Source organism: Streptomyces sp. SGAir0957, from assembly GCF_043523415.1.
The window spans coordinates 1046625-1060383 of record NZ_CP027293.1 but is presented as its reverse complement, the minus strand read 5'-3'; the positions used below and the strand labels follow the sequence as shown (position 1 = coordinate 1060383).

Sequence of the window (13759 nt, the reverse complement as noted above, 5' to 3'; positions counted from 1 at the left end):
CGCTAAGGACACGCGACATGAGTGAGAAGCTGCGGATCGTCGTCGGCTGCGACGACGCCGGATTCCAGTACAAGGAAGCCCTGAAGGCCGACCTGGAGGCGAGCGGCCTGGTCTCCTCCGTCACCGACGTCGGCGTGGACGCCGACGGGCACACCGCCTACCCCAAGGTCGCCATCGCCGCCGCCGAACTGGTCGCGCGCGGCGAGGCCGACCGGGCGCTCCTCGTCTGCGGCACCGGACTCGGCGTCGCCATCGCCGCCAACAAGGTCAAGGGCGTCCGCGCCGTCACCGCCCACGACTCCTTCTCCGTGGAGCGCGCGGTGCTCTCCAACAACGCGCAGGTCCTCACCTTCGGCCAGCGCGTCGTCGGCCTCGAACTGGCGCGCCGCCTCGCCGCCGAGTGGCTGACCTACCGCTTCGATGCCTCCTCGCCGTCCGCCGCGAAGGTCCGCCTCATGAGCGACTACGAGAACGAGTCCGGGAACGACTCCGAGGCGGCCGCCTGATGTCCGGCCCCGTCCTGCTCGGGGTGAGCCTGAAGATGTACTTCGGCCACCACGAGACCCTCAACTGGGCGCGGCGGATAGTCCAGCTGGCCGACCGGCACCCCGCCGTCACCAGCGGCGCGGCCCGGCTCTTCGTACTCCCCGCCTTCCCCGCGATCGTGCCCGTGGCGGGGATCCTCGCGCGAAGCGGCGTCGACGTCGGCGCCCAGGACGTCGCCACGGAGGACGTCGGCGCGTACACGGGCGAGGTGTCGGGCCCGTACCTGAAGGAGATCGGCTGCCGCTACGCCGAGGTCGGCCACGCCGAGCGCCGCCGCCTCTACGGCGAGGGGGACACGGTCGTCGCCGCGAAGACCGCCGCCGCCCTGCGCAGCGGGCTCACCCCGGTCCTGTGCGTCGGCGAACTCGACCCGGTCGACCCGGCCGAGGCCGCGCGCCGCACCGTCGCCGAGGCCGCCCGCCTCCTCTACGGCATGCGCGGCAAGGTCGTCCTCGCCTACGAGCCGCAATGGGCCATCGGCGCACCCGAACCCGCCTCGCCCGAGCACATCACCACGGTGTGCGCGGCGCTGGGGGAGTGGCTCGACTCCCGCCCCCAGCACGCCGGTTCGGCCGTCATCTACGGCGGCAGCGCCGGACCCGGACTGCTCACCCGCCTCGGCGGCGCCGCGGGCGGACTCTTCCTGGGCCGCTTCGCGCATGACCCGGCGGCGGTCGCGGCGATCCTCGACGAGGTCGAGGCGCTCACCCCCCGTACGGCGGTGGCGTGATGGCGTACGGCATCAGCACCTACGCCTACTTCTGGCGGATCTCCGGGCGCGCGCCCAAGCCGCTCTCCCTGCTCGACATGCTCGTCGACACCAAGGAGCTGGGCGGTCAGGTCTTCCAGATCTGCGACTACCCGGACATCGAGACCTACGACGCCGCCCGCCTCGCCGACGTCCGGGACGCCGCGCGCGACCTGGGCCTGCGCCTGGAACTCGGCACACGGGGCGTTGGCCCCGCACATCTGGCGAAGTACCTGGACATGGCGCGGCAACTGGACGTGACCCTCGTCCGCTCGATGATGAACACGGCCGACCACCGGCCGTCCGTCGACGAGGCCGTCACCCTGTTGCGGCAGGCGCTGCCCGCATATGTGTCGGCAGGTGTGACCCTCGGCCTGGAGACCTATGAGCAGGTGTCCACCGACGACCTCCTCGCCGTCGTCAAGGGTGTCGACACCCCACACCTCGGTGTCGTCCTCGACCCCGGCAACAGCGTGGCACGCCTCGAACGCCCCGCCGACGTGGTGGCGGCGACCGCCCCCCACGTGGTGAACATCCACGTCAAGGACTTCGCCTTCACCCGCCGCGACGGCTGGGTCGGCTTCACCTACGCGGGCTGCCCGCTCGGTACGGGCCTGCTCGACTACGACGCCATGATCGCCGCGGTCCGGCCCGACGAGCGCGGCCTCCACCAGATCGTGGAGCACTGGCTCCCGTGGCAGGACGAGGGCTTCGACGCCACCGCCCGGCTCGAACACCAGTGGACGCGGCACAGCATCACCACCCTTCTGAGCAACACCCCCCTGAGCAACACCCTTCCGCACACCCCTCTGAGGAGCGAATGACCATGGCCACCGAGAACAAGACAGTCGCCGTCATCGGGGCCGCGGGCAAGATGGGCCAGCGTGTCTCCAACAACCTGGTCGACAGCGACTTCCGGGTCCTGTTCAGCGAGGCGTCCCCGAAGGGACAGGAGCTGATCCGCTCCCTCGGCCGCGACCTCACCGATTCCGGCGTCGCCGCCAAGGAGGCCGACGTCGTGATCCTCGCGGTGCCGGACATCGTCCTCGGCACCGTCTCCGAGGAACTGGTCCCGCTGATGAAGCCGGGCGCCGTCGTCCTCACCCTCGACCCGGCCGCCGCGTACGCGGGCCTGCTCTTCGCCCGCGACGACGTGCACTACGCCTGCGCGCACCCCTGCCACCCGTCCGTCTTCCTGGAGCGCACCACCAAGGAGGAGTGGCAGGACACCTTCGGCGGCATCGCCGCGCCGCAGGAGGTCGTCGCGGCGTACGAGGGCGGGGACGCGGGCAGGCAGGAGCTCGCCGAGGCCGTCATCCGCGTCATGTACGCGCCCGTCGTCGACGTCCACTGGGTCACCGTCAAGCAGCTCGCCGTGCTGGAGCCGACGCTCGTCGAGACCATCGCCTGCATGGTCGGCGCGCTGCTCACCGAGGCGCTGCACGAGACCGTGCACACCGTCGGCGTCCCCGAGAAGGCGGCCCGCGCGATGCTCCTCGGCCACACCCAGGTCGCCCTCGCCAACACGCTGAAGGGCTCCAACCCGTTCTCCGACGCCTGCCTCATCGCGATGGACTACGGCCGTGAGTCGATCGTCCGCGACGACTGGAAGAAGGTCTTCGACGACGCGGAGCTGGACAAGGTCATCACGCGCATGCTGAAGATCAAGGAGATCAAGCGCTGACCCCGAGCGTGTCCCGGTACCAGGCGAGGGTCGCGTCCAGCGCCTCCGCGAGGGGCGTCGGGCGGACACCGAAGCGGTGCTCGAACGCCGACGAGTCCATGATCTGCGCCTCGGTGTGCTGGTAGAACATCTCGGCGTACTCGGCCATGAACACCTCGTCGAACGGGCCGAACGGGCGCGGCTCCGCCACGACCGTGAGGGCCGTCGGCCGGCCCGTGCGCCGCTCCACCATCGCCAGGGTCTCGCGGGTGGGCAGGGCGGGAGCGGTCGGCAGGTGCCAGACGCGGCCGTCGCCGTCGGGGCGTTCGCCGAGGGTGGCGAGCCCGGCGGCGACATCGCCGATGTAGGTGTAGCTGTGCGGCAGGTCGATGTCGCCGAACGCCGGGATCTCGCCGCCGCCCAGCGCGGCCGGGAAGACGGCGCCGCCGAGCGTCGAGTTCAGGACGCCGGGCCCGAAGAAGTCGGCGGAGCGGCCGAGCACCACCCGGGCGCGCCCCGCGCGGTGCGCCGCCAGGTACTTCTCGTCGAGGTCCGCGCGCATCCGGCCCTTGCGGGACGTGGCGTTCCAGGGCGAGTCCTCGGTCATGACGGCGCCGCCGGTCTCGCCGTACGGGTACAGCGTGTCGAGCACGACGAGGCGCGCCCCGCTCTCCTCGACGGCGCCGAGGACGGCCTCCTGGAAGCGCGGCATGGCGTCGACCTGGAGGTGATAGGCGACGTTGACGCAGTGGTACGCGACGGCGGCCCCGGCCACGGCGGCCCGTGCCCCCTGGGCCGTGCCGACGTCGGCGGCGAACCGCTCGACGCCCGCCGGCCCGGGCCCCTCGCCCTTGCGGTCGACGAGCCGGACGGGGTGCCCGCGGCGCGCCAGCTCCTCGGCGAGAGCGGTTCCGGCCGGGCCGGAGCCGAGGACGACGTGCAGGGCGGGAGTGCTGGTCATGATGGTCCCCTCGTGGGCGCTACTGGCGCTTGCTTCCGTTAGAGACTCTAACTCTCGCGCACATCTATAGCAATGGGCCCGTCATCGAGTGGGTGTCGGGGGGGAATCGAGGGGGTGTCGAGGGGAGGGGTCAGCTCTCGGCCGGTGCCGGTGCCGCCTTGCGTGTCCACGCGTACAGCACCACGGAGCACACCGCCGCCGCCGCGCACCACGTCGACACGAACTCCCAGCGCCACAGCGCCGTGCACACCGCGGCGGCGGCCCCGACCAGGCCGCCGAGCAGCATCAGACCCTTCTCGCCGGACAGGAGCAGGGAGCCGATCGTGGCCAGGAGGTAGCCGGCGACGAGCAGTCCCGCGTGCGGCAGGCCGATCGCGTAGGCCATGGTATGGCCGCGCACGGTGGCCGTGACGGTTCTCGTGGCCAGCACGTACGCGAGGGCCGCGGAGGTCACGGCCCCGCACGCGAGCAGGGGCCACAGCCGCCGACGGGCCCGTGGCCGCGCCACGCACAGCACGCCCGCCGGGACCCAGAGCGGAAGCAGCGGCAGGGCGATCACCGCCCAGGCGAGGACGGCGGGGCCGCGGCCGCCGCTGTCGTTCCAGATCACCGCCTCGATGATCTGGTGCGCGCCGAGCAGCAGCGGGAGCGCCGCGAGCGGCAGGGCGCGCGGCCGGACGCGGGCGGCGCGGGCCACACAGGCGATCCCCACCGCGGTGATCGCGCTCCCCGCCACGAGGTCGGCCGTCGCGCTCCAGCACATGCGGCCACGCTACGGTCCCCGGCCCCGCCCGGCGCGTCGACGGCCGAACCCGTCCGGTCGGGGACGGGGCCGCACCGGTCCGGTCGGATGCGGGGCCGCACCGGTCCGGTCAGGCGCCGGGACCCGGGTCCGGCTCGATGTTCTGGTTGAGGCGGAACACGTTCTCCGGGTCGAGCGCCGCCTTCACCCGGGCGAGCCGCGCGTAGTTGCCCTGATAACCGGCCCGCACGCGCTCCTGCCCCTCGTCCATCATCATGTTCACGTAGGCGCCGCCCGCCGAGAACGGGTGCAGCGCCTCGAAGTAGTCGACCGTCCAGCGCTTGATCAGCCCTGCGTTGGCCGGGTCCGGGTCGACGCCCGCGAAGACGCTCGCCCACCGGGAGCCCCGGTAGGCGAAGGCGGTGTCGGACGCGGCGCGGTCGTGCACGGCGCCGTCGATCGGATACAGGTGCATCGTGGACTGCGCGGTCGGCACCTCGGCCCCGAACTTGGCGTGCAGCGCCACCGCCTCGTCGGGGATGTCCCGCACGAAGTCCGCCCGCCAGTACCACTGGTCGCCGGGCGGGTAGAGCCCGTCGAACATCGACTGGAGCGCCGGGTGCGGCATCGGGGCGACGGCGTGCAACAGCGGTTCGGGGAGCGCGTCGAGGAGCGGGGCCATCGCACGGGCCGCCGCCTCCGGGTCGTCGTGGGTGTGGCACCAGACGACGGCGCACACCTTGCGCAGACGCAGTTCCTCGGGGAAGGGCGGCGCGGGCGGCACGGTCGCGAACATGAAGAAGCCGCCTGCGTCGCGGGGCGCGGACGGGATGAAGTCCCGGTAGGCGGCCAGGACTTCGGCGCCCTGCTCGGCGGGCCAGAAGGTGGGGCCCGCGACGACCGTGGCCAGCTCGTGCAGGCGGAACGTGAACGAGGTGACGACGCCGAAGTTGCCGCCGCCGCCCCGCAGCGCCCAGAACAGGTCGGTGTTCTCCTCGGCGTCCGCGCGCACCCGGGTGCCGTCGGCGAGGACGACCTCCGCGGCCAGGATGTTGTCGACGGTCAGACCGAAGCGGCGGGTGAGGTGGCCGAGGCCGCCGCCGAGCGTGAGCCCGCCGACGCCGGTGGTGGAGATGATGCCGCTGGGCGTGGCGAGGCCGTGCTCGTGCGTGGCCGCGTCGACCGGGCCCCAGGTGGCGCCGCCGCCGACGCGTACGGTGCGGGCGGCGGCGTCGACCTCGACCGTGTTCATCGGCGACAGGTCCGCGACGACCCCGCCGTCGCAGGTGCCGAGCCCCGCGCCGTGGTGGCCCCCGCCGCGCACGGCGAGCGGAAGGCCGTGGCGGCGGGCGAAGCCGATGACGCGGGCGACGTCATCCGCGTCGGCGCAGCGCGCCACGAGCGCCGGACGCCGGTCGATCATGGCGTTGTAGACGCTGCGCGCCTCGCCGTACGCCGCGTCCTGCGGGCCGATCAACCGCCCGCCGAAAGCGGTGAGTTCGCGCGCTGCCGCCTGGGCAGGTGTGATGGTCATGCGGGCCCCCCGGAGACGAATGAGTGTGGTGCGCCCGTTCTACGGGCGTGGAGCGGGTTCCGGTATGCGCGCCGGGCACTCACCTTTAGCTGTCCGGCTACCTATGTTCTGTCCGCGTCGAGCAGTCCGAGTTCCCGGGCGCGCGCGGCGGCCCGCTGCCGGGTGGGCGCGCCGAGCTTCTCCAGGATCGCGCGGACGTGGTTGTCGACCGTGCGGACGGAGACGACGAGCCGGTCCGCGATCTCCTGGTTGGTGAGCCCGTCCGCCAGGAACCGCACGACCTGGAGCTGGCGTGCCGTGAGGCCCGCCGGATTGCGGCGCGTCGCCGCGTGCGGGCCGCGCGGCACGTGCCGCACCCCGAGTCCGCGCAGCTCGGCCCTGATCCGGCGGGCGAGCGGCAGCGCGCCGAGCGCGTCCAGGGCGGCGAGCGCGCTCAGCTTGTCCGCCGGGTCCGGGCTCTCGGCGAGGGCCGCCGCATGTTCGTACGGGCACCCGGCCTCCTGCCAGAGCCGGGCCGCCTTGTCCCACTGGCCCGCCGCCTGGAGCGCGAACGGGTGTCCGGAGCGGCTCGGTGCGACGCTCCGGCCCGCTTTGGTCAGCCAGTAGCCGAGTTCGGGCAGGTGCGGCGGGGCGGGCAGCTCCCGCGCGTGGGCGCGGACCGGTTCGACGGCGGCGACGACGCCCGCCGGGTCGCCGCGCAGCCAGGCGGCCTCCGCGCGGGCCGCCGCCACCGGCGCCGTCCGCTGGAGCTCCCGGGTGCCGACCGCGATCCGCCACGCCTTGTCGAGCAGGTCGTCGCCGCCGGGTGTGCCGCGCCGGATCCGGATGCGGGCGAGGACGGTGAGCGCGGGGCAGCGGGCGGGCGGGAACACATCGGTGCCGAGCAGCGCGAATCGTTCGGCCGCTCCCCAGTCGCCCGCGGCGAACCGGTGCAGCGCCCGCTCGACCTCGAAGTAGGTGAGGAAGCCCAGGTGCTCGGCGCGGTCGGCCAGCTCGATCGCGGGCGTCAGGAAGCGGTCGGCGTCGGCGAGGCGCAGGTCGTCCAGGAGGAACCAGACGATGTTCGCGTAGGCGCGGCACGCGTGGTCGACCTCACCGGCGGCAAGCGCCACCCGCAGGCTCTCCTCCAGCTGCCGCTGCCCGGACGGGTCGCCCGAGCGCCAGCGGGCGCTGCCGACATTGTTGAGCGCGTGCGTGAGGATCGCCTTGTCGTCGACGGCGCGGGCGAGCGCCATGGCCCGCTCGCCGTACTCGACGGCCTGCGCGTACTCGTCGGCCAGCATCCGCAGTTGCGCGGTGTTGCTGAGGGCGAGCGCGAGGAGCCGCTCGTCACCGGCCTGTTCGAGCACGGTGAGCGCCTCGCGGGCGGCGGCCTCCGCGGCGGCCGCGTCCCCCGCCCACCAGTGGATGCGCGACAGCCAGCGCAGATCCGCGCCGAGCGCCCGCAGGTCGCCGAGGTCGCGGCGGAGCGCCACCGCGTCGCCCTGCGCGCCGACGGCGGCCTCCGAGTCCCCGATGGTGTAGCTCTCCACGGCGAACTGCTCGAAAAGCTCGGCCCGTTCGGCCGGGCCGAAACGGTGCCGGTGGCGCAGGACGAGCCGCAGATGGGCGGCGGCCTCGCGGTGCGCGCCCGCCCGCGTGGCGTCCCGGGCGGCCCCCGGCCCGAACCGGGTCACCGCCTCGGCGTCCCCGGCCGCCGCCGCGTGGTGCACGATGCGGGACGGGTCGGCGCCGGGGGCGGCGGTGAGGGCGGCGAGCACGGCCCGGTCGAGCGCGATGCGCCGCGCCGCGGGCAGCGAGTCGGCGATCGCGCGCCGGATGATCTCGTGCCGGAACGCCACCCGGTCCACGGCCACGACGAGCAGCCCGGCCTGCTCGGCCGCCGCGAGCGCCTCGTCGCCCCGGGCCAGCAGGGTGTCCACGAGCGGCCGCTCCACCGCCGAGGGCACCACCGCCAGCTGTTCAAGCGCGTCCCTGGTGGCGTCGGTGAGGCCGCGCAGCCGGGCCAGTACCGCGTCGACGACGGTCGGCGGCACGTCGCCCGTGTCGCCCGCCGCGATCACCTCGGCGACGAAGAACGGATTGCCCGACGTCACCGTGTAGACGTGCGCCGGATCGAGGTCGGCCGCCGCGCTCAGGACACGGACCGCGTCGGGCGAGAGCGGGGCCAGCGGCAGCCGGTGGACCCGGGCCGCCCCGGACACGAGCCCGAGGAGCTGGCGGAGCGGATGGCCGCGGCCGAGCTGGTCGTCGCGGTAGGTGAGGACGAGCACGGCGGGCAGCTTCTCGACGCGGCGCACCAGATAGCGCAGGGCGTCCAGGGACGCCTCGTCGGCCCAGTGCACGTCCTCGACGACGAGGACGGCGGGGTGGGGGGCGCCGGCCAGCTCGGCACGGAGCGCCTCGTGGACCCGGTGCCGGTCGCTCGCGTCGCGCAGCGCCCGCGCCAGCTCGGCGCCGACGCTGCCGACGAGGTCGCGCAGGGGACCGAGGGGGCGGCCCGTGGCCAGGTCGTCGCACTGGCCGACCAGGAATCGCGCGCCGGGCGGCAGTACCCCGGGTACCGCCCGTACCAGGGACGACTTGCCTATCCCGGCCTCTCCGAGGACGAGCACGACGGAGCCCGTACCGGACGTGGCGTCGCGCACGGCGCGTGCCAGCCGGTCCAGTTCGAGATCCCGTTCGAGGATCCCTCCGTCCACGCCGGGATTCTCCCACCGCGCGGGCGGCCGGGGGAGTGGTCGGTCCTCCGTCACGGGCGGCCGTGCCCCGCGTGAAGTGTTTGTATGTGGCATGTATATAATTTCTATATGCATCTATCCTCGGAGCCCGCCGGAGCGCTGCGCATCGAGGGCGCCGCCCGCGGCCTGCTGCGCGGGATCGGACACCTCACCCAGACCCTCTTCCGGGCCGGGGACTACGGGCTCACCCGCAGCCAGGTCGCCCTGCTCGACGCACTCGATGCGGGCCCGCGCCGGGTGACCGAACTCGCGGCCGCGACCGGCATGGCACAGCCCCGGGTCACCGTGATCCTGCAGAAGCTCGAAGAGGCCGGTCTCGTCGAGCGGCAGCGCTGCCCCGACGACCGGCGCGCGGTGCGGACCTCGCTCACGTCCGCAGGCCGCGACCTGCTCGAACGGGGCCGCCGGCGCATGGCGCAGGCCCTGCTCACCGCCCTCGACGGCGGCATCGACGACTCGGAGCGCGCGGTCCGCACCGCGCGGGAAGCCATCGCCGTCCTTGTGAACTCCATGGAATCGGAGGCCAGTTGACCACCCCGGACACACTGCCGGAGACCGCCGTCCCCACCCCGCGCACGGCCGCGGCCGACCTCGCCCCCCGCCGGGTCGCGGGCCCCCGCAGAGGGTGGGACTGGGTGCTCGCGGCCGACCCGGGGCTCGGCCAGCTCCAGGCGGGCTGGCGCTCCCTCGTCGCCATGGTCACCTCCCTCGCCGTCGGCCACGTCATGGCCGGGGCGCTCCACATCCCGGACATGATCGGCATGATGGTCGCCGGGATGATGGGCCTGATGAGCGCGTTCGCCGTCGCCGAGAACACCTGGGACCGGCTCGCCCGCGCCATCCTGTGGATGCCGTTCCCGTACAGCGCCGTCCTGTGGCTGTGCGCGAGCCTGAACGGGCAGCGCACCGCGCAGATGGTCCTCATGATCAGCGCCCTCGCGCTGACCTTCTTCCTCGCGCGCTTCGGCCCGATGGCCCTGCTCACCGGCATGATGCTGTTCAACGGCCTGATGGTCGGCATGCTCGCGGGCATCCCCGCCGCGCTCGTCGGCAAGGCGTTCACCGTCGCCCTGGTCTCCGCCGCCGCCGTCCTCGCGACCCGCCTCCTGCTCTGCTACCCGATGCCCCGCGAGGACCTGCTCCGTACGCAGCGCGCCTTCGTCGTGGAGGCCCGCCGGGTCGCCGACGCCGCCGTCGACGCGCTCGACCCCGACGCCGACCCCGAGCGCGCGGTACGCCGCATGGACCGCGCCCTGCGCCGCCTGAACATCACCACCGTCACCATCGACGGCCGCCTCGCCCAGCCCGAGGTCGCCGCCGACCCGGCCGCCGCGGAACTCCTGCACCGCCACCTCTTCGACGCCGAACTCGCCCTGCGCGGCATCGGCCAGGCCACCACCGAACTGACCCGCCGCCCCGTCCCCGAGCCGCTGCGCGAAGCCCTCGCCGTCGGCCTCGTCCTGGCCCGCGACACCCCGCTCGGCCAGGCGGAGGGGCTCCGCCCGGTCGCCGCCCGCATCCAGGACGGGGCCGAGGCGGTCCTGCGGGACCCCGCCGCACCGGCCGACCACGTCGAGGCCGCCGTGCTGACCCGCCGCATCGGCCACCTCCTGGACACGCTCGCCGACTCGCTGCGCAACTGGCTCACCCTCGGCCACACCACCTCCACCAGCGCCGCGGACGTCCCCTTCCAGCCGACCGTCGCCCTGGAGAACGACCGGCTGCCCGGCTCGGCGGGCCCCGCGCGGCGCGTCCTCGCCGCGGGCTCCGAGACCGGCTGGCGCCGTGTCGTCCCCTTCATCCGCGTCCCCGCGCACGCCGCCGTGGCCGCCGCCGTCGTCTGCCCGATCGCCGACGCCATCGACCCGCACCGCTTCTACTGGGGCCTGGTCGGCGTCATGATCACGCTGTTCGGCACCAACACCACCCACGAACGCCTGCGCAAGTTCGGCCACCGCATGGTCGGCACCGCCGTCGGAGCCGTCCTCGGCATCGTCGTCCTGCACCTCATCGGCCGCGACCACGTCTACGCCACCCTCGCCGTCATCGTCGCCGGACTCACCTTCGGCGCCTGGGGCATGCAGCGCGCCTACGCCTGCTGGGTCGTCGGCCTCGTCGTCGCGCTCGTCCAGCTCTACGCCCTGACCACGCCCGACAGCGGCATGAACCACCTGCTCGGCGAGCGGCTCCTCGACAACGGCATCGGCGTACTCGTCGCCACCGCCTGCGCCGCCCTGATCTTCCCGCTGTCGCGCCGCACCGTCGTCAAGGAGGCCGAACGCGGCTACGTCGACGCGCTCGCCCAAGTCGTCATCCAGGTCGAACAGCGCTGGTCCCGGCCGGACGAGCCGGTCCGCCTGCGCGGCGCCGCCCGCGCCGTGGACGCCGCCCTCAGCCAGGTGCGGAGCGTCGTCCGCCCCCTCGTGCGGATGCCGCTCGGCGTGCGCGGGCCCGCCGCCGAGCACCGCGCCGCGCTCCTGGCCACCGCGACCGGACACGCCAGGGCGCTCGCCGTCGCCGCCGACATCGACGTGGACCTGGCCCCGCGGCTCGCCGAACGCGCCCGGCTGATCACCACCACCCTGACCGCGTCGCTCAAGGAACTGGACCGGTTCTTCGCGAGCGGCGAGGCGGAGGGTGTGGGTGTGGGTGTGGGTGTGGAAGCGGGTGCGGGTGCGGGAGCGGGTGCCGGAACAGGTACAGGTGCAGGTGCTGGTACCAGCACCTGCACCAGTGCAGGCGCCTGCACAGGCACCTCCTGCACAGGCACCGGCGTCTGGCGTCGTATCAGCCCGCTCGTGCGCGAACTGGAGGCCGAACTCGCCCCCGCCGCACCCGGCCCCCGCGCCCGGCGCCTGGCCACCGCGCTGCGCGAGCTCGACGCCCTCGACGAGACCATGGCCGCCTACGCCGAACAGGCCGGCCTCCCCGTCGCCGCCGAAGGCCGCACCGCGCAGCCCCCGCTCACCCCGATGCAGCGGCGCACCGGCTCCGTCATGGCCGCCTGGAGCGAACCGCGGCACCGCGAGCCCGCCCGTACCGGCGCCGCCCGCGTCGAGGGCGGCGTCCACTGTGCCGCGCACCCCGACGGCTGCCCCGCCTGGGTCACGGTCATCAGCGCCCGCGGCAAGCGCCTCGCCAAGTCGCCGGTCACGGCCGGACGGTACGTCGTGGAGGCGCTGCCCCCGGGTACGCACACCCTGGTGGTCTCCGCCTCCCACCACCCGCCGCGCGCCGAACTCGTCACCGTCACGGGGCCCTCGGGGACGGTCCGCCACGATGTCGACCTGGGGGCGGGCGCCCGGATCTGACGTCGGCGTCCCGGCGGCCGTGGCTCAGCCGAGGCCCGGCACCACGAACGCCAGCCACACCGCCGCCGGGGCCACGACGACGACCCCGGCGCCGTAGAGCATCAGCTGCCGGAAGAACCGGTCCCGGTCGACGTCCTCCGCGTTGGCGAGGACCAGCGCCCCGTTGGTGGAGAACGGGCTGACGTCGACCACCGTCGCCGAGACGGCGAGCGCCGCGACCATGCCCACCGCGCCGACCTCGCCCGCCGCGAGGAACGGCACCGCCAGTGGGATCAGCGCGCCCATGATGCCGACGGACGAGGCGAACGCGGAGACGATGGCGCCGATGTAGCAGAGCAGCAGCGCCGCGAGCAGCGGGGCCCCGATGCCGCCGACGCCCTCCCCGGCCCACTTGATCGTGCCCATCTCGTCGAGCACGCCGACATAGGTGAGGACGCCGCAGATCAGGAAGACGGTGGTCCAGGAGATGTCGGCGACCGCCGTCCTGCTCGTCGCGGGCCACACGACGCTGAGCACCACCGCGATCGTGATGGCCGTCAGACCGACATCGAGGTCGAACACGAGCGCGCCGACGACCAGCGCGACAAGACCCGTGAGGGTGGCGATCCGGGGCCCGTCCAGACGCGGGGCATCGGGGAGCGCCGGCACCTCACCGGGCGCGACCGGTCCGACCTCCGCGACCATCTCCCCGGAGCCCCCGGAGCCCCCGGAGCCCCCGGAGCCCCCGGAGCCCCCGGAGCCCCCGGAGCCCCCGGAGCCCCCGGAGCCAGCAGGGCCCCTGGAATCGCCGGGCTCGCCGGGGTCACCGGACCCGCCCACCGCCACTGCCACCGCGACCCGCCCCGGCACCCGCGCCGGGACGCCGCCGCGCCGCATCAGGACCACGTACACGATGCCCGCGACGACCGTGTTCACGACGAGGCTGGCGAGGAAGAGGGCGCCCTCGTTGCCGGGCAGGTGCTCGCGGTCGACGATGCTGTTCACCGTCGAGCCGTAGACGCTGGTCGGCGAGAAACCGCCCGCCTGCGCCCCGTGCACCACCATGATCCCCATGAGCAGCGGGCTGATCCCGTACTGCGCGGCGAAGCCGAGCGCGAGCGGTGCCACGATCGCCACCGCCCCCGGACTGACCGCGCCGATCGCGGTGAGCGCGGCGGTCACGGCGAACATGACCCACGGGATGAGCGCGACCCGGCCGCCCACCATGCGGACCGAGGCGTGGACCAGCCACTCGGTCGTGCCGTTGGCGCGGGCAATGGCGAACAGGTACGTGACCCCGGCGAGGACCACGAACAGGTCTCCGGGGAACCCCGCGAACACGGCGTCCGCGTCGAGGTCGGCGGCGAGCCCGCCCACGGCGAACGCGGCGGCGAAGGCGAGGGCTCCCATGTTGACGGAGCGGGTGGTGGCGATGGCGAAGATGACGGCCAGGACGAGGATGGAGAGCAGCTCTGCGGACATCGGCGACTCCGGATTGGTCGAGTGGCTCAGCCAATTTCCCCACCTTGCATGA

The 13759-nt window shown here is 74.1% G+C and carries 11 protein-coding genes; 6 read left to right on the top strand and 5 right to left on the bottom strand.

Features of this window, described 5'->3' with window-relative positions:
• Nucleotides 1-17 precede the first annotated feature (17 nt).
• Genes C1N81_RS10045 through C1N81_RS10030 form a run of 4 tightly spaced genes read left to right on the top strand, consistent with a single transcriptional unit; the run spans nt 18 to nt 2978 of the window.
• Nucleotides 18-506 carry a ribose-5-phosphate isomerase gene (locus tag C1N81_RS10045; protein ID WP_394428412.1) on the top strand — a complete coding sequence of 163 codons (489 nt, stop codon included), beginning with the start codon at nt 18-20 and terminating at the stop codon, nt 504-506.
• Nucleotides 506-1276, top strand: coding sequence for a triose-phosphate isomerase (locus C1N81_RS10040; RefSeq protein ID WP_394428411.1), 771 nt, complete (start codon nt 506-508; stop codon nt 1274-1276). The genes C1N81_RS10045 and C1N81_RS10040 overlap by 1 nt, the downstream gene beginning before the upstream one ends.
• On the top strand, nt 1276-2118 hold the full coding sequence (locus C1N81_RS10035; RefSeq protein WP_394428410.1) for a sugar phosphate isomerase/epimerase family protein: 843 nt from the start codon (nt 1276-1278) through the stop codon (nt 2116-2118). The genes C1N81_RS10040 and C1N81_RS10035 overlap by 1 nt, the downstream gene beginning before the upstream one ends.
• 2 nt (nt 2119-2120) lie before the next feature.
• A complete protein-coding gene (locus C1N81_RS10030) occupies nt 2121-2978 on the top strand; it encodes a phosphogluconate dehydrogenase C-terminal domain-containing protein (RefSeq protein ID WP_394428409.1) in 858 nt (285 codons plus the stop codon).
• Here the strand turns inward: C1N81_RS10030 and C1N81_RS10025 are convergent.
• From C1N81_RS10025 to C1N81_RS10010, 4 genes are all read right to left on the bottom strand, one after another.
• Nucleotides 2968-3918, bottom strand: coding sequence for an NAD-dependent epimerase/dehydratase family protein (locus C1N81_RS10025; RefSeq protein ID WP_394428408.1), 951 nt, complete (start codon nt 3916-3918; stop codon nt 2968-2970). The two genes, C1N81_RS10030 and C1N81_RS10025, sit on opposite strands and share 11 nt — an antisense overlap.
• A gap of 130 nt (nt 3919-4048) precedes the next feature.
• Nucleotides 4049-4681 (bottom strand): DUF6629 family protein, encoded by a 633-nt coding sequence (locus C1N81_RS10020; RefSeq protein ID WP_394428407.1) that lies wholly within the window; start codon nt 4679-4681, stop codon nt 4049-4051.
• Nucleotides 4682-4790: 109 nt separating this feature from the next.
• Nucleotides 4791-6194 (bottom strand): FAD-binding oxidoreductase, encoded by a 1404-nt coding sequence (locus C1N81_RS10015; protein ID WP_394428406.1) that lies wholly within the window; start codon nt 6192-6194, stop codon nt 4791-4793.
• A gap of 101 nt (nt 6195-6295) precedes the next feature.
• Complete coding sequence (locus tag C1N81_RS10010) at nt 6296-8896, bottom strand: ATP-binding protein (RefSeq protein ID WP_394428405.1); 2601 nt, start codon at nt 8894-8896, stop codon at nt 6296-6298.
• 108 nt (nt 8897-9004) lie between these two features.
• On the opposite strand from C1N81_RS10010, the gene C1N81_RS10005 reads away from it, so the two are divergent.
• Nucleotides 9005-9466, top strand: coding sequence for a MarR family winged helix-turn-helix transcriptional regulator (locus C1N81_RS10005; protein WP_394428404.1), 462 nt, complete (start codon nt 9005-9007; stop codon nt 9464-9466).
• Nucleotides 9463-12246, top strand: a complete 2784-nt coding sequence (locus C1N81_RS10000; RefSeq protein ID WP_394428403.1) for an FUSC family protein — start codon at nt 9463-9465, stop codon at nt 12244-12246. Before C1N81_RS10005 ends, C1N81_RS10000 begins: the two co-directional genes overlap by 4 nt.
• Nucleotides 12247-12270: 24 nt before the next feature.
• Here the strand turns inward: C1N81_RS10000 and C1N81_RS09995 are convergent, their stop codons facing one another.
• The gene (locus tag C1N81_RS09995) at nt 12271-13707 is read right to left on the bottom strand and encodes an SLC13 family permease (protein WP_394428402.1); all 1437 of its coding nucleotides are present in this window, start codon (nt 13705-13707) and stop codon (nt 12271-12273) included.
• Between the last annotated feature and the right edge of the window lie 52 nt (nt 13708-13759).